At 64.5% G+C, this 15,181-nt stretch carries 13 protein-coding genes; 5 read left to right on the top strand and 8 right to left on the bottom strand.

The annotated features are described in order from the left end of the window. The first annotated feature begins 227 nt into the window (after positions 1 to 227). Complete coding sequence (locus QM672_RS28380) at positions 228 to 2,543, top strand: xanthine dehydrogenase family protein molybdopterin-binding subunit (protein WP_367622519.1); 2,316 nt, start codon at positions 228 to 230, stop codon at positions 2,541 to 2,543. A gap of 132 nt (positions 2,544 to 2,675) precedes the next feature. Here QM672_RS28380 and QM672_RS28375 read toward each other — a convergent pair whose 3' ends face one another. Both QM672_RS28375 and QM672_RS28370 read right to left on the bottom strand, forming a co-directional pair. Next, positions 2,676 to 3,104: a VOC family protein gene (locus QM672_RS28375; RefSeq protein WP_367622520.1), complete on the bottom strand. Its 429-nt coding sequence runs from the start codon at positions 3,102 to 3,104 to the stop codon at positions 2,676 to 2,678. A 69-nt stretch (positions 3,105 to 3,173) separates the two neighbouring features. Next, positions 3,174 to 3,986 (bottom strand): helix-turn-helix domain-containing protein, encoded by an 813-nt coding sequence (locus tag QM672_RS28370; RefSeq protein WP_415086627.1) that lies wholly within the window; start codon positions 3,984 to 3,986, stop codon positions 3,174 to 3,176. 251 nt (positions 3,987 to 4,237) lie between these two features. Between QM672_RS28370 and QM672_RS28365 the strand changes: the two genes are divergently transcribed. After that, positions 4,238 to 4,849 (top strand): helix-turn-helix domain-containing protein, encoded by a 612-nt coding sequence (locus tag QM672_RS28365; protein ID WP_311940376.1) that lies wholly within the window; start codon positions 4,238 to 4,240, stop codon positions 4,847 to 4,849. Here QM672_RS28365 and QM672_RS28360 read toward each other — a convergent pair. The 4 genes from QM672_RS28360 to QM672_RS28345 all read right to left on the bottom strand — a co-directional run bounded on the left by QM672_RS28360 (position 4,839) and on the right by QM672_RS28345 (position 8,656). Further along, entirely contained in the window at positions 4,839 to 5,945 is a 1,107-nt protein-coding gene (locus QM672_RS28360; RefSeq protein WP_415086625.1) for an S-adenosylmethionine:tRNA ribosyltransferase-isomerase, read from the bottom strand. The two genes, QM672_RS28365 and QM672_RS28360, sit on opposite strands and share 11 nt — an antisense overlap. Further along, complete coding sequence (locus tag QM672_RS28355; RefSeq protein ID WP_415086623.1) at positions 5,942 to 6,661, bottom strand: SDR family NAD(P)-dependent oxidoreductase; 720 nt, start codon at positions 6,659 to 6,661, stop codon at positions 5,942 to 5,944. The genes QM672_RS28360 and QM672_RS28355 overlap by 4 nt, the downstream gene beginning before the upstream one ends. 103 nt (positions 6,662 to 6,764) lie before the next feature. Further along, the gene (gene dinB, locus QM672_RS28350; protein WP_367622524.1) at positions 6,765 to 7,850 is read right to left on the bottom strand and encodes a DNA polymerase IV; all 1,086 of its coding nucleotides are present in this window, start codon (positions 7,848 to 7,850) and stop codon (positions 6,765 to 6,767) included. A gap of 149 nt (positions 7,851 to 7,999) precedes the next feature. Beyond that, positions 8,000 to 8,656 carry a TetR/AcrR family transcriptional regulator gene (locus QM672_RS28345; protein ID WP_367622525.1) on the bottom strand — a complete coding sequence of 219 codons (657 nt, stop codon included), beginning with the start codon at positions 8,654 to 8,656 and terminating at the stop codon, positions 8,000 to 8,002. Positions 8,657 to 8,763: 107 nt separating this feature from the next. On the opposite strand from QM672_RS28345, the gene QM672_RS28340 reads away from it, so the two are divergent. Further along, positions 8,764 to 10,320, top strand: a complete 1,557-nt coding sequence (locus QM672_RS28340; protein WP_415086620.1) for an FAD-dependent monooxygenase — start codon at positions 8,764 to 8,766, stop codon at positions 10,318 to 10,320. 22 nt (positions 10,321 to 10,342) lie between these two features. Here QM672_RS28340 and QM672_RS28335 read toward each other — a convergent pair whose 3' ends face one another. Beyond that, a complete protein-coding gene (locus tag QM672_RS28335) occupies positions 10,343 to 11,752 on the bottom strand; it encodes a helix-turn-helix domain-containing protein (protein WP_311940364.1) in 1,410 nt (469 codons plus the stop codon). A gap of 172 nt (positions 11,753 to 11,924) precedes the next feature. Between QM672_RS28335 and QM672_RS28330 the strand changes: the two genes are divergently transcribed. Together QM672_RS28330 and aceA are read left to right on the top strand one after the other, a co-directional pair. Next, entirely contained in the window at positions 11,925 to 12,158 is a 234-nt protein-coding gene (locus QM672_RS28330; RefSeq protein ID WP_068298726.1) for a hypothetical protein, read from the top strand. A gap of 150 nt (positions 12,159 to 12,308) precedes the next feature. After that, positions 12,309 to 13,607, top strand: a complete 1,299-nt coding sequence (gene aceA, locus QM672_RS28325) for an isocitrate lyase (protein ID WP_367622527.1) — start codon at positions 12,309 to 12,311, stop codon at positions 13,605 to 13,607. 151 nt (positions 13,608 to 13,758) lie between these two features. Here the strand turns inward: aceA and QM672_RS28320 are convergent, their stop codons facing one another. Then, positions 13,759 to 15,132: a sigma-54-dependent transcriptional regulator gene (locus QM672_RS28320; RefSeq protein WP_415086617.1), complete on the bottom strand. Its 1,374-nt coding sequence runs from the start codon at positions 15,130 to 15,132 to the stop codon at positions 13,759 to 13,761. Between the last annotated feature and the right edge of the window lie 49 nt (positions 15,133 to 15,181).

Below are 15,181 nucleotides of genomic sequence, written 5' to 3'. Positions count from 1 at the left end.
GGACCCGCTGATTAAGAGTCAGCTGCTCTACCAACTGAGCTATGCGCCCATCGAAACCACCGAAGCGCGACGCGGTGCCGCGTTCGATGGCCGCGATGTAGCAAAGCTCTTTGTGTGTGTCTAGCGTGTGACGGAAAAATTCTTCAGCTTTTTTGAAATTGCGCTTCGGCGTGCTATTCGAAGGCTCTATTCAAAAGCGCCATTCATTAAATCGCCGGAGGTCCCCTATGCCGCCCACCAAATTTGGCGTTGGCCAAGCCGTGCGCCGCAAGGAGGATCAGTCCTTCATCACGGGCGCCGGCCGTTATGTCGACGACGAATCGCGTTCCGGCGTGCTCAGGGCCTATGTCCTGCGCTCTCCCTATGCCCATGCCCGCTTCAGCATCGGTGATCTCTCCGACGCCGCGGCGATGCCGGGTGTCAGGCTGATTCTGACGGCCAATGACCTCGACGGGCTCGGAGACCTGCCATGCCTGGCCTTGATGAAGAACGCCGACGGCTCGCCGCAGCGCCCGCAACCCTATCCGCTTTTGGCGCGTGACGTGGTGCGCCATGTCGGCGATGCGGTGGCTTTCGTGGTCGCCGATTCGCTCACCGAGGCCCGCGATGCCGCCGAGGCGATCCCGGTCGACTATGATTCGCTCGACGCCATCGTCGGATCCGTCGCGGCCCTGGAACCCGGGGCTCCCCTGGTCTGGCCGGAGCACGGCTCGAATCTGGCTTTCGATGCTCAGATCGGCAACACCAAGAAGGTGGCCAAGGCCTTCGACAAGGCGGCCCGCGTGGTCTCCCTGGATGTGGTCAACAACCGCCTGGTCGCCAATTACATGGAAACTCGCGGCTGCCTCGCCGAATGGGACGGCAAGCGCTTCACCCTGACGGTCGGCAGTCAGGGCGTGCACTCCATCCGCGATACGCTCGCCAACCATGTCTTCAAGGTCGAGCCCGACAAGGTGCATGTGAAGACCGGCGATGTCGGCGGCGGCTTCGGCACCAAGGCCTTCATGTATCGCGAATATCCGCTCTCGCTGGAGGCGGCGCGGCGTCTGGGCAAACCCGTGAAGTGGTTCGCTGACCGCGCCGAGCATTTCCTCGCCGACACCCAGGGCCGCGACAATATCAGCCGCATCGAGGCAGCGCTGGACCGGCGTTCGCGCATCCTGGCGGTCAAGATCGACATTATCGGCGACCTCGGCGCCTATCTTTCGCAGTTCGGGCCCTTCATTCCCTGGCTCGGCGCCCTGATGGCGACCGGAGCCTATGCAATCGACGCCATGGATGTGCGGGTGCGCGGCGTCTTCACCAACACGCTGCCGGTCGATGCCTATCGCGGTGCCGGCCGGCCGGAGGCCGCCTATCTCATCGAGCGGCTGATGGACGCCATCGCCTTCGAGACCGGGCTTTCGGTCGATACGGTGCGCTCGCGCAATTTCGTCAAGCCGGAGCAGATGCCGTTCAAGGCGCCCACCGGCCGTACCTATGATTCGGGCGAGTTCGAGGGCCACATGCGCAAGGCCATGGAGGTCGCTGGCTGGGGCGACTTCAAGGGCCGCTGGCAGACCTCGAAGAAGGCGGGCAAGTTCCGTGGCATCGGCATGTCCACCTATATCGAGGCCTGCGCCGACGGGCCCAAGGAAGCCGCCAGCGTCACGCTGGAAAAGGACGGTACCGCCACCGTGCTGATCGGCACGCAGACCAACGGGCAGGGCCACCTGACGGCCTACGCCCAGTTCGTCTCGCAATATCTCGATCTGCCGCTGGAGCGTATCAACGTGATCCAGGGCGATTCCGACCTGATCAAGACAGGGGGTGGCACAGGCGGCTCGCGCTCGATCCCGGTGGGCGGCGCGTCCGTGGCCCGGGCCAGCCAGACCCTGGCAGAGAAGCTGAAGACGCTCGCCTCCGACGAGCTCGAGGCCGGTATCGCCGATCTTGAAATCGTCGACGGCCGGGTGCGGGTGGTCGGCACCGACAAGGCGATCGACTTTGCAGCGCTCGCCCGCCTGCCGAAGGCGACGCCGGATCTGCTCAGTGCCGAGACCGACTATCAGCCCGGCGAGGCGACCTATCCCAACGGCACGCATATCTGCGAGCTGGAGATCGACCCGCAGACCGGCGTCACCGATATCCTCGGCTATACCATCGTCGACGATTTCGGCATGGTGGTGAACCCGCTGCTGCTTGAGGGACAGGTGCATGGCGGCGTGGTGCAGGGTATCGGCCAGGCCTTGCTGGAGCGCACGGTCTATTCGGAAGACGGCCAGTTGCTCACGGCTTCGCTCACCGATTATGCTCTGCCGCGGGCTGACGATCTGCCCTTCATCCATTTCGAGACACGCAACATTCCCTGCAAGAACAATCCGCTCGGCGTCAAGGGCGCCGGCGAGGCCGGCACCATCGGCGCCGCCCCGGCGGTGATGAACGCAGTGATCGATGCGCTCAGGCGCGGCGTCGGCGTCACCAGGCTCGACATGCCGGCGACGCCGGAGGTGGTATGGCGCACGATCCAGGATGCACAGGCCAGGAAGCTGGCGGCGGAATAGCGTGAAGGCAGCCGCGGCGCCGGCCCCGATTCCGGAAGAAGGTCCGACGCCGCGGATTGTCTCTGCCGCGGCGTTCGTGTCGAAAACCTCTATCTGCTTTCCGGTGGCTTTCGTGACTGCCGCCCTTGCTTTTCAGGGGGCGGCCGGCTCGGATGCCTTCGGCCAATAGGTGCCGAAAGCCCAGATATTGCCTTCCGGATCACGGCAGATGAATTCGCGGCTGCCATAGTCGCGATCGACAGGTTCTTCCTCGATCTTTGCCCCAGCAGCCTTGGCGCGCTCATAGGCGGCATCGGCGTCGTCGACGGCGATATAGATCGACTTGCCGCCGCCTGATCCTGGCGAGCCGACGATCTTGCAGAAATTGTCATCGCGCGCCGTGCCGAGCATGATCATCGAGGAGCCGAGGGCAAGCTGGGCGTGCTCGACGATGTCGCCCTTGGCGTAGCAGGCGTGCAGGGTGAAGCCGAAGGCCTCCTGCAGCCAGTCGATCATGGCGCGGGCATTGGCGTAGCGCAGGGCCGGGTAGAGGCGTGGGGCTTCGGTCGATGATAGCGGCATGGGGGATGTCTCCGTTTGCGAACCGGAGCGATCCTTGTTCGCATGGCCATGGGCCGTCTTGAAGAAATGTTACCCGCCCGTGCGCCACGCCGTCGGCGAACAGCCGGCCAGCGCGGTGAATTCGCGGGTGAGATGCGCCTGATCGGCATAACCGCAAGCCGCTGCGATATCGGCCCAACCCGTTGCCGTGCCCTTGGTGGCGAGATCCTGCGCTGCATTGAAGCGGATGATGCGGGAGACGGATTTCGGAGGGAGGCCGATCTCTTCGCGAAAACTTGCGACCAGGCGCCGGCGGCTCCAGTCGAGTTTTTCCGCCAGCGCGCCGATGCGCACGTCGCCGCCTTTTCGCATGAGCTGGCAGAACGCCCAGCCAGTGGCGGGATTGGCCTGCGAGGCCCGTCCAAGGCGGGTTGCGACGAAATGTTGGGCGAGATCGAGGCGCGCTTCCCAGCAGTTCAGGTCAGCGAGCCGTCGGGCGAATCGGTTGATGCCGGCATCGGCCAGATCATCCAGTGCGACCATGCTGTCGGCCAGCTCGCTCATTGGCAGCCCGAAGAACAGCCGGCCGCCGAGTGGCGTGAAATTGATCTGGATGCATTCGGCCGCACCGTCCGAATCCATGACGATGGGGCCGGCAAACAGGCCAGCGGCAAAGCTGCCATAAGTGTCCGTGCAGGTCGGTGGCTGGCCGAGGCCGATGCGGAACGGGCTGCCGAAATTGACGATCAGCGGCACGGTCAGCGAGGCCGCTTCGGTGAGGCCCTGCATGGCAGTGCCGTTCTCCCGATAGCCGTAGATCCCGCTGACCAGCGCGTTCAGGCCGGCGGCCGGAGGCCGGTACCAAAAGACAGGCTCGCCCGAACTGTTTTGCCCACGTCCCATCGTCGATCCTGTAGCCCGCTTGCATGCAATCGAGAGGCCGATCTTAAGACGATCTGCTTCGCTGAGGGAGTCTCGCGCCAAAGTTCGCCTTCCGCAGCTTTGACAGCGTCGGCACCATGCAAGGTTCATACAGGATAGACAGGGCACTGGACTGTCCCTGTTTCCCATCAAAGGGCTTTTCTCCTGCACGGCTTGGCCGTATTGTCCGCCAGAACAAACAATCGTTCGTCATAACAAACGAAAGGCTGGCAATGAGTGGGTTGGACAGGCGGGGTGAGCTCGATGCGGGCGCGGTTGCGCTATCGGGACAGCTCGGCAAGACGGTCCAGCGCCTGCGCAAGGCCTATAATCTCTCTCTGTCGGAACTGGCCGAGCAGTCGGGCGTGGCCAAGTCGATCATCAGCCAGATCGAGCGCAACGAGACCAATCCCACCTTGGCGACGATCTGGCGCCTGTCCCAGGCTCTCGACGTTTCGATCGAAAGAGTGCTGGGTTCGAGCGACGACGAGCCCTTCATCGAGAAGACCACCCGTGTCGATACGCCCGTGATCATTTCCGACGACGGCAAGTGCCGTCTGGCGGTGGTCGGTTGGCTGAAGACGGTGGAATGGCTGCAATGGTATGATTTCCGGGCCGAGCCGGGCGGGGTGCTCGAAAGCGACGCCCACCAGCGTGGCTCGGTCGAATGCCTCTCGATCCTGGCCGGCATGGTCGAGGTCGACGTGGCCGGCGTGCGCGAACGGGCGGAGCCCGGCGAGACGCTGCGCTATCGCTGCGACCGGCAGCACGCCATCCGCGTGGTCGGCGACGAGCCCGTCCACGCCACCATGGTCTGCTTCATGAAGGCGGCCCTCATGGAGTAGGGGCCGTGCCCGCCCATAAGGAGGTTGCCGTCAGGCGCCCCGGCCGATCTGCGCCCTGTTCTTTCCGCTTCGACGCCCGGCGCTCGATCAGCACGGAATCGCCGAATTCGTGGGCGCGATAGTTCCAGGCTTCCAGCATCAGCGAGACGCGGTCGAGCGTTAGGTCGTCGGCAAAGGCGCGCAGCAATTCGAAATGGCTTTCGCCCGGCTGATGGACGCCGCTGAGAATGGCATCAACGAGGCGAAGCCTCGATTTCGGCCCGATTCGGCCCTGTGCCACGCCGTCGCCGGCCCTGAGGCCGCAGGGGGCTGAGGCGGCATGTTCGAGCGCCCGCACCACGCTGGTGCCGATGGCGATCACACGTCCGCCGGCGGCTTTCGTGCGCGCGATCGCGGTCGCGGTCGCCGCAGGGATGCGATAGGGCTCGTCGAAGGGAAGGCGCAGATCCATCACCGCGTCGCCTGTCGAGGAAATGCCGGCGGCGTGGGTCAGGCTGGCAAAACCAACACCGCGGCGTCGCCAGGCGGCGATCGTGCGCCAGTCGAGCGCGAAACCGGCCGAGGGTGGTTCGAAGGCGAACGGTTCGGCCGCGATTGCCGTCCACATGGCCCAAAGAGCGAGAGGCTCGGGCACATGGGCATATTGGATCGGCCGCCCGTGCCGCGCCAGCCCGGCGAGAATCCGTTCCGGGGGACCGGAGAAACGCAGCGATACCAGGCGGGGATAGCCGTGCAGGCGCTCGACCACGGCCGTCAGTGGGCCAAGCTCGAGCTTGTCGCCGGCGAGAAGCTGCGGTGGTGCGGGGCGGTCTTCCGTGCGCATGCGGTGATCGCCGGCTCCGAAGACGATGGCGATGAAGCGACGGTGATCACCGGCCGCGACCCAGGCGGCGAGCCGGACCTCGAGAGGCCTGCCGCTGTCGGCATGGCTGCCGGCAAGGCTGGCGGGAAGCGTGGCCGCATCATTGGCGACGACAAGGTCGCCAGGATTGAACAACAGCGACAGGGCGCTGCGCGGCAAATGGCGGATCTTGCCGGAGTTGGAGACGGCGAGCAGCCGCGCAGAGCCTGGTTCAGGGTTGCCGACGGCGATCATGGCCGGGTCTCCAGGGTCAAGGCGAGACGCGGTTGGTCCAGGCCCAAGACACCGATGATGTCGGCAGCCGCTTCCTCCGGGCGCTTGAGCGCGGATCTGTCGGCCTCCGGAATGGCTTGCGCGTGCAGGGGCGTGTCCATGTCGCCGGGGTCGATGGCGAGGAAGCGCACACCCTCTTCGCGGGCTTCCTCGGCCCAGATGGCGGTGAGATGCTGCAGCGCAGCCTTGCTGGCGCCATAGGCGCCCCAGCCCGCATAGGCGTTGACGGCCGCATCGCTGGTGATGTTGACCACGACCGCGTCACGCCCCTGCCGAGCCGAGGCCGTGAGGGCACCGAACAAGGCCTTGGTCAGGCGAAAAGGGCCGACCAGATTGGTGGCGAGGGCCTCCTCCAGTTCCTCGCATTGGGTATCGGCCAGCAAGGCGAGGGGAATCGGCCCCAGGCTTGAGGCATTGTTGACGAGGAGATCGAGGCCGCCGAGATTGCCGGTGATCTGCAGGGCGATGGCATAGATATCGGTCTTGCGTCCGACATCGCCGACAATGCCGAGCGCACCGGTTTCCGCGGACACGCGCTCGACGGCCTCCCTGGTGCGGGCGACGAAGGCCACCTGCGCGCCCCTTTTGGCCAGCGCCCGCACGAGGGCCAGCCCGAGCCCGGAGGTGCCGCCGGTAACGGCGGCGCGCAGGCCCTTGAGATCGCTATGAACGCTCATCGATCGAGACTCCCTGAATCACTCAGGGCATATTGATAAAAGTTCAAGTGAACTTTAAGTCAAGTGGCAATTCGACGGGCGGCTGGGCACGCTTCTTCGGCGGTCATGGCTCCCCGAAGCCGAGTTCGAGCTGTTCGCTGTCCGACGCGTCCTCAGAGGCAAAACCGGACATGGTGACACCGAGCAGGCGGATGCCCTTCGTCGGCGGAAACACGCTGCGGATGAGGTCCAGGCTGACGGATCGCAGACTTTCATGGGTGTGCACCGGTGCGGCCAGGGTGCGGCTGCGGGTGGCCTGCTGGAAATCGGCATATTTGATCTTCACTGTCACGGTGCGGCCGAAGGCCTGGGTTTTCTCGCACCAGGCCCAGACTTCGTCGGCCATGGCGAGGACGCCGGCCTCGATATCCTCGGGTTTCGTCAGGTCGTCGGCGAACGTCGTCTCCGAACCGGAGGATTTGCGCGGGCGGTCCGGTTCCACCGGCCTGTCGTCCTCGCCCCGTGCAATTGCATGGTACCAGGCGCCGGCCTTGCCGAAATGGCGGACGAGATCCTCCAGGGGCTGCGCCTTGAGGTCGCCGCCGGTCATGATGCCGAGCCGGTTCATCTTCTCGGCCGTGACCGGGCCGACGCCGTGGAACTTGGCCACCGGCAATGTCTCCACGAAAGCCGGTCCCATCGCAGGTGTGATGACGAACTGGCCATTGGGTTTGCGATGATCGGAGGCGAGCTTGGCCAGGAACTTGTTGTAGGAGATGCCGGCAGAGGCGGTTAGGCCGGTCTCTTCGAGAATGCGGGCGCGGATGGCCTGCGCCGTTGCCGCGGCGCTGGGCAGGCCCTGTAAATTCGCGGTGACGTCGAGATAGGCCTCGTCGAGCGATAGAGGCTCGATCAGCGGCGTGAACTCGGCGAAGACAGCGTGGATCTGACGCGAGACGGCTCGATAGACCTCGAAGCGCGGCCTGACGAAGACGAGATCGGGGCAGTTGCGCAGCGCGGTCGAGGAGGGCATGGCGGACCGCACGCCGAAGGCTCGCGCTTCATAGCTTGCCGCCGCCACCACGCCGCGGCGTTCCGAATAGCCCACCGCCAGCGGCCGTCCGCGCAGTGAGGGATCGTCACGCTGTTCGACGGAGGCGTAGAAGGCATCCATGTCGATATGGATGATCTTGCGGATGAGGGCGGACATGGAGACAGTCTATACCAATGGTCGCGATGACGGTGCCTCATCGGGCAAGCAGCAATACCGTCGGCACCAGCAAAGCTGCAGCGATGAGGGGAGGTTGGCTGTGAGGCCCAGCCTGCGTTCTGACGCCTCGCTTCGGAACAATGGCCGCTTCAGAACTCTTTCGCCAGCAGGCCGAAACTTTGTTCGACATAATGGGCGAGAGGAAGGGCCGCCTCGTCCTGCTTCCATCTCTCCAGGGCCAGTCGCAGTGTACCGAGCGCCACCATCGCCACCAGCCGAAGCCCATCCCGCCGTTCCGGCGATGGCCATAGTTCGCACATCGCTTCGAGCAGGATTCGCTCGGTCTCGACGAAGCCGGCCTCCTTGCGCGCACGCAGGGCCTCAGTCGATTGCATCAGGCGGTCGAAAATGACGGACTCTTTGGTCTCACGCCGTGAGGCCAGCTTGACCAGGCAGTTCTGGACGGCAGCGAGCGGACGCTGCTCGGGAGATTCCGCCAGCATGGCCGGCTTGAGTTCCTCACGGAAGCCGCCGTCATGCGCGGCCAGCAGCACATCCTCCTTCGACTTGAAATAATAGAAGAAGGTCCGGCGTGAAATGCCGGCGGCCTGCGCGATCGCTTCCAGCGTCGTGCCTTCGTAGCCGTGCTTCACGAACAGTTTAAGGCCCTGCTCGACGATGCGCCCGGAGGTTTCACGCCGCTTGCGTTCCCTTAGGCCATCAGGCCTTTCCGAGGCGTTTTTCATGCGAACCGGTTCCATTGCGACCTCTTGCAAAATTACACTGAGTGTAATAAAAAATCGCACTCAGTGTAATTTTTATAATGATATTGGTGACATGCCTCAAGGGATGATTGGGCCTATGGCGACGCCTTCGAGCGAGGTAATGCCGCCTGGCATGCCGGCGTGTACCGATGCGATGGAGGATCGGTTCCTTGCTGTATGATGTCGTGATTGCCGGCGCGGGGCCGGTCGGACTGTTCCTTGCCTGTGAACTGCGCCTTGCCGACCTGTCCGTGCTGGTGCTGGAGCAGAACGAGGACACACGGTCCCCTCTGAAACAGCTTCCCTTCGGCCTGCGGGGCCTGTCGGTGCCCAGCGTCGAAGCTCTCTATCGTCGCGGTTTGCTGGAGGAGATCGCGTCCTCGCAGCCCGCGAAAGACGGTCCGGGCCATGGTGCCCAGGCCAGCGCGCATTGGATGCAGCAGCCCCGCCGTCCCGGCGGGCATTTCGCCGGCATCCAGTTCTTTTATGACAATATCGATGCTTCCAGGTGGCCCTATCGCCTGCCAAGCCCGGCCGACTCCGGCATCGCAGTCACGATGGAGCATCTCGAAACCGTCCTGGCCGCGCGTGCCCATGCCCTGGGGGCGGAGATCCGGTACGGTGTTGGTGTCGAGAGCTTCGATCAATCGGAGGAAGACGTGACCATTCGTGCCGGCGCCTCGACCTTTCGCGGGCGCTGGCTCGTCGGGTGCGACGGCGGCCGCAGTACGGTGCGCAAGGCCGGCGGTTTTGAGTTCGTCGGCACCGATCCCGAGTTCACCGGCTATTCCGTCGACGTCGACATGGCGGATCCGAACAGGCTCAGCCCGGGCCGTCACTATACCCCGACAGGCGTGTACACCTATTCACAGCCCGGGACGATCGCGATGGTCGATTTCGACGGCGGCGCCTGCCATCGAAGCCAGGCGATCACGCTCGACCATGTCCAGGCGGTGCTGCGCCGTATTTCCGGCACCGATGTCACCCTGACCGCCCTGAAGATGGCCGCGACTTGGACGGATCGCGCCTATCAGGCCACGGCATATCGGAAGGGGCGAGTGCTGCTGGCCGGCGATGCCGCGCATATTCATTCTCCGCTGGGCGGGCAAGGCCTCAATCTCGGCGTTGGCGATGCGATGAATCTCGGCTGGAAACTAGTCGCCACCATCCGGGGCGATGCTTCGGCCGGCTTGCTCGACAGCTATTTCGAGGAGCGTCATCCGGTGGGTGCACAAATCCTCGACTGGTCCCGCGCTCAGGTCGCGGTCATGCGGCCGACCGCCAGTACACGCGCGCTCGAAGCCATCATCCGCGACCTCGTCGAGACGCGCGATGGCGCGACCTATTTCGCCGAGCGCGTCTGGGGGGTGTCGCTGCGCTATGATCTCGGTGACAGCCATCCGCTGGTGGGCCGCAGTGCCCCCGACTTCGCGTTGAACGACGGTACCAGGTTGGCCGAACTCCTCAGGACAGGCAAAGGCGTCTTCCTGGACTTCGAGGCCCAGCCCCATCGTCGCGCCCTTGCCTCGCAGTGGAGCGACCGGGTCGGCTATGTCGCCGCTGGCGTCCATGATCGGCTCGACCTGAGCGCCGTTCTGGTTCGCCCCGATGGTGTCGTCGCCTGGGCCAGCGATGGCACTACCGCCGACCCGGAGGAAGCTTCTCAGGCCCTAGCACGATGGTTCGGCAAGCCTGGTGAGGCGTAGTATTTCTTCCCGCAGCCGGTTTTCAGATACGCGAATAGAGACTTTCGGCATGCTCGTGCTCGTTCAGCACCAGCTTGTGCTCGGCCGGAGGATGGGCCCGTTGCCCGCAATCGAGACGCGGACAGATGCGGCAGCCCACCCCAATCGCCACCGCCTGGGCGGCATTGGAGACGTCCATGCCGTCGGAATAGACCATCTCGGCGGCATGGGAGATGTGACAGCCCAGGCCTATCGAGAGATGGCGCCGGGGAGCGTTGTGGCGATGCCCCCCCTTTGTCAATGACTTCGCAATGCAGAAATAGCGTGTGCCTTCCGGCATCTGGCTGATCTGGATGTTGATCTGCCCGGGCAGCAGGAAGGCGGCATAGACGTTCCAGCGCGGGCAGGCGCCGGAATGGCGCGGGATGTGAATGCCGGAGAGCGAGAAACGCTTGGAAATGTTGCCGGCGATGTCGGTACGGATCAGATGCAGCGGAATACCGCTGGCGCCGGGGCGCTGCAGCGTGGTCATGCGATGGCAGACCTGCTCGAAGCTGGTCTTGAAGCGCCGGGCGATCCTGTCGATATCGTAGCGCGTCTCGCGGCAGGCGGCGAGGAAGGGCTGATAGGGCATGATCACAGCGCCGGCGAAATAGGCGGCCAGGGCATGGCGTGCCAGGGCGGGGGCATCGGCCGGCAAGGCGCTTTCGGTGATGAGATGCTCGATCTCGCGCGAGGCGGCGAGCAGGCCGAGGCGGTGGGCGGCCGTGAAGGTGGCGCTTTCGGGTGAAAGCACGTCGGCCGTCTCGAAGGTTTCCTCGTCGCGGCCGAGGCGACCGGCCAGGCCCTGGGGCAGGGGGGCCAGCCGCCACTGCACGCCGAACACGTTGGAGAGGTAGAGCTTGAGGCCGGGCTCGAAGGAATCGGAGAGATTGTCGATCTCGCCGCGAATGCGTTCGGCCTGGGCCTCAAGACCCGGGAAATAGTTGGCGTTGGCCTGCAGGAAGTCCGAAACCGCATCGGTGGCGACGTGATAGCCAGCCTCCTGCGCCGAGGTGGCGCCCTGATTGGCATTGCGCAGCGAGCGGAAGCGATCGAACAGATGGACGATGGCCCGGCCGATCTGCGGGTTGGAGCTGGCGAGATCGCGCACATCCTGGTTGGTGACGTCGCTGTCGGCGAAGAGATCGTCGCCGAACAGTTCCATCAGGTCACCGGCCAGGCGCGAATCGTCGTTCTCGGCGAGCTCGGTGGCATCGACACCGAAATAGCTCGCGGTTTTCAAGAGAAGCGGCACCGTCATGCGCCGGCGATTGTGTTCGATCAGATTGAGATAGCTCGCCGAAATGCCGAGCGAGCTGGCGAGCTGCGCCTGCGAAATCCGGCTCTGCCGGCGCAGTCTCTGAATCTTGCCGCCGATGCGCGGATCGGCTTCTTGCATGGCGCTTGTCATGGCTCGTCTCTGGTTCCGACACGTTGTAAATATTTACATGATTTACAACATTACAAAATTTTCTTTACAGCGCTTTTCCGGTTGACGCCCCGGAATTGCGATACGTCTTGCTTTATTGCGCCGCGGTGTCAATCATTGACTTAACACGAAACGCGGCACGGAGGAACGTGTTATGGACCAAATGCGCCAGAGCAACGAACACGACGAATTCATCACCATCATCGGTGCCAGCATGGCCGAGATCAACGCCGAGTATCACGCCCAGGGACTGGCGGATCGGGACTTCTCGATCGTCCACAAGATCGGCCGGCATCGCTTCACCCGCGTCGGCGGCGGCGCTTCCGAACACATGTTCGACGGGCAGTCGATGATCGCCGCCACCTTCACCCGCACCCGGCGCAATTGAGCCGTAGGACCGCCGGTATCTCGGCCACGACCGCAGGATGGTCGTGGCGACAGCCGGCCTTTCCTTGCCAGCAGGTGGCGCAGCACCAAGGCAGGCAGGGATGCTGTCACCGTCAATCTCTTTACACGTCTCCACGTTAGGAACTTTGTGATGCTCGATACCCAGAAGAACCGCCCCGCCGAGACCTTCCCCGCCCCGGAATGGGCGCCGGATCGCTGGCGCAACGTCCGCCGCAACTACACGCCGCGTGACGTGGAGCGGCTCGCCGGGTCGCTGCCGATCCGCCATACGCTGGCCGAGAATGGTGCCAAGCGCCTGTGGGAGCTGCTGCACAAGCGCGACTATGTGCCGACGCTCGGTACCTTCACCGGCAACCAGGCGGTGCAGCAGGTCAAGGCCGGTCTCGAGGCGATCTACCTGTCCGGCTGGCAGGTGGCGGCGGATGCCAACACCTCGGGCAACATGTATCCCGACCAGAGCCTCTATCCCGTCGACAGCGTGCCCTCGGTGGTGCGCCGCATCAACAAGGCCCTGCAGCGTGCCGACCAGATCCAGACCATGGAGCGCGTCGACGGCAAGGGCGGCGAGCAGCTCGATTATTTCGTGCCCGTCATCGCCGATGCCGAGGCCGGCTTCGGCGGCCAGCTCAACGCCTATGAATTGATGAAGGCGATGATCGAGGCCGGCGCCGCCGCGGTGCATTTCGAGGACCAGCTCGCTTCGGAGAAGAAGTGCGGCCATCTCGGCGGCAAGGTGCTGGTGCCGACGCGCACCTTCATCAAGACGTTGAATGCGGCGCGCCTTGCGGCTGACGTGATGGGCGTGCCCACCTTGATCATGGCCCGAACCGATGCCGAGGCGGCCCGCCTGATCACCTCCGATGTCGACGAGGCCGATCGGCCCTTCATCACCGGTGAGCGCACGCCGGAAGGCTTCTATGTGCTCAAGGGCGGCTTCGAGGCGGCGATCGCCCGCGGCATTGCCTATGCGCCCTATGCCGACCTGATCTGGTGCGAGACCTCGACGCCCAGCCTGCCGGATGCCAAGCGTTTCGCCGAAGCGGTGCGCAAGGTCCATCCCGACCAGATGCTGGCCTATAATTGCTCGCCCTCGTTCAACTGGGCCAAGCATATGGATCCGGCGGCGATGAAGGCGTTCCAGCGTGAGTTGGGTGCGATGGGCTACAAGTACCAGTTCATTACGCTGGCTGGCTTCCACAACACCAGCTACACCACCTTCGATCTCGCCCGCCGCTACAAGCAGGATGGCATGGCCGCCTATTCGCAGCTGCAGCAGGCCGAGTTCGCCGCGGAAGCCGACGGCTTCACTGCAACCCGCCACCAGCGCGAAGTCGGCACCAGCTATTTCGATGCGGTCGCCACCATTCTCGGCGAAGGCCAGAGCTCGACCACGGCGATGGAACATTCGACCGAGACGGCTCAGTTCTAAGGCGATAGCCAGGTCCTGAAGTCATGGAGGCCCTTCCCGCGACAGTGGGGAGGGCCGTTGTGTTTCGGGCTGCGCGGACATCTTGCCCGCTCTTGGAAATGCGACGCATTCTGGAAGGGGAGAACGGCCAAGATGCGCGTGCACCCGCAGATTATGGTTCTCCCGCTTCGAAGCTCGCGCGGTTGATGCCGTATTTCGTCAGCTTGTCGTAGAAGGTCTTGCGCGGGATGCCGAGGGCTTCGAGGCTGGCCCGGACATCCCCCTTGTGCTGGGTGAGAACCTCGCGGATGAGGTCGGCCTCGTAGCGCTCCAGGCGTTCGGGCAGGGAGGCGCCTTGCGGCCCGGCCGAAGGAGGGGAGGCTTTCCCCGTCGCGGCGAGGTCGATCTCGGCGAGGCCCAGCGCTACGCGCTCGGCGAAATGCACGATCTCGCGCACATTGCCGGGCCAGTCGTGGCTGGCGAGGTGATGGCGCACGGCCGGAGTCAGCATCGGTACCTCTCGTTGGAAGCGCCGGCAGGCCCGGTCGAGATAGACGGCGAACAGCAAGGGCACATCCTCTTGCCGTTCGCGCAGGGGCGGAATGCGCAGCGTCACCACATTGAGCCGGTGAAACAGGTCTTCGCGGAAGCTCGCTTTGTGCGCGGAGGAACCGAGATCGCTCTTGGCGGCGGCGACCACGCGCAGATCGACCTGCCGGGCCGTATTGGAACCGAGCGGCGTGATTTCGCGCTGTTCGAGCACGCGCAGCAGGCGGGCCTGTGCGCTGAGCGGCATGCTCTCGATCTCGTCCAGGAACAGCGTACCGCCGCTGGAATGCTCGATCAGGCCAACCCTTTTCTTCAACGCGCCGGTGAAGGCGCCGCTCTCATGCCCGAACAGCTCGCTTTCCAGCACCGTCTCGGGCAATGCGCCGCAATTGAGGGCGACGAAACGCCCGCTGCGCCGGCGGCCAAGATGGTGGAGCTGGTCGGCCACCAATTCCTTGCCGGTGCCGGTTTCGCCCACGATCATCACGTCGACATCGGCATCGGCCACCGCCTTCAGCGTCTCGCGCAGACGCTCCATTGCGGGAGCATCGCCGAGCAGGGGCGAGGGGGCATGGGCCTCCTCCGCCGCCTGGCGCAGGCGCCGGTTCTCCATCACCAGCGCCCGCTTTTCGGTGGCGCGCCTGACGCTCTGGATCAACCTGTCGGAGGCGAAGGGCTTGGGCAGGAAATCATAGGCCCCTTCGCGCATCGCCTCGACTGCGGTGGCGATGTCTCCATGGCCGGTGATCATGATCACCGGCAGGTCTGGATCGCGGGCGCGCAGCGTGCGGAACAGTTCCATGCCGTCGATGCGCGGCATGCGCAGATCGGTGATCACCACGCCTGGAAAGCGCTCGTCGATAGCCTTGAGGGCTTCGACGGCGGATTCGAACAGGAAGGGCTCGAAGCCGGCAAGCCGCAGAGTCTGCGCGTTGGCTTCGCGCAGGACGGCATCGTCATCGACGAAAGCGACAGGCAAGGAGGGGCTGGCAGTCATAATGCGCGCCTCGCCGGGAAAAGGCTCGCAATGACGGGAGGCGAAGACC

This window comes from Labrys sp. (in: a-proteobacteria) (assembly GCF_047605565.1).
Lineage (GTDB): Bacteria > Pseudomonadota > Alphaproteobacteria > Rhizobiales > Labraceae > Labrys > Labrys neptuniae.
The sequence above is the reverse complement of the archived record's forward strand: the minus strand, read 5'-3'. Positions and strand labels throughout refer to the sequence as shown.

What these genes read in the sequence shown, in the direction of transcription:
- QM672_RS28380 (WP_367622519.1), top strand. Translation starts at nt 228, where the DNA reads ATGCCGCCCACCAAATTTGGCGTTGGCCAAGCCGTGCGCCGCAAGGAG.
- QM672_RS28375 (WP_367622520.1), bottom strand. Translation starts at nt 3,104, where the DNA reads ATGCCGCTATCATCGACCGAAGCCCCACGCCTCTACCCGGCCCTGCGC.
- QM672_RS28370 (WP_415086627.1), bottom strand. Translation starts at nt 3,986, where the DNA reads ATGGGACGTGGGCAAAACAGTTCGGGCGAGCCTGTCTTTTGGTACCGG.
- QM672_RS28365 (WP_311940376.1), top strand. Translation starts at nt 4,238, where the DNA reads ATGAGTGGGTTGGACAGGCGGGGTGAGCTCGATGCGGGCGCGGTTGCG.
- QM672_RS28360 (WP_415086625.1), bottom strand. Translation starts at nt 5,945, where the DNA reads ATGATCGCCGTCGGCAACCCTGAACCAGGCTCTGCGCGGCTGCTCGCC.
- QM672_RS28355 (WP_415086623.1), bottom strand. Translation starts at nt 6,661, where the DNA reads ATGAGCGTTCATAGCGATCTCAAGGGCCTGCGCGCCGCCGTTACCGGC.
- dinB (WP_367622524.1), bottom strand. Translation starts at nt 7,850, where the DNA reads ATGTCCGCCCTCATCCGCAAGATCATCCATATCGACATGGATGCCTTC.
- QM672_RS28340 (WP_415086620.1), top strand. Translation starts at nt 8,764, where the DNA reads ATGCGATGGAGGATCGGTTCCTTGCTGTATGATGTCGTGATTGCCGGC.
- QM672_RS28335 (WP_311940364.1), bottom strand. Translation starts at nt 11,752, where the DNA reads ATGACAAGCGCCATGCAAGAAGCCGATCCGCGCATCGGCGGCAAGATT.
- QM672_RS28330 (WP_068298726.1), top strand. Translation starts at nt 11,925, where the DNA reads ATGGACCAAATGCGCCAGAGCAACGAACACGACGAATTCATCACCATC.
- aceA (WP_367622527.1), top strand. Translation starts at nt 12,309, where the DNA reads ATGCTCGATACCCAGAAGAACCGCCCCGCCGAGACCTTCCCCGCCCCG.
- QM672_RS28320 (WP_415086617.1), bottom strand. Translation starts at nt 15,132, where the DNA reads ATGACTGCCAGCCCCTCCTTGCCTGTCGCTTTCGTCGATGACGATGCC.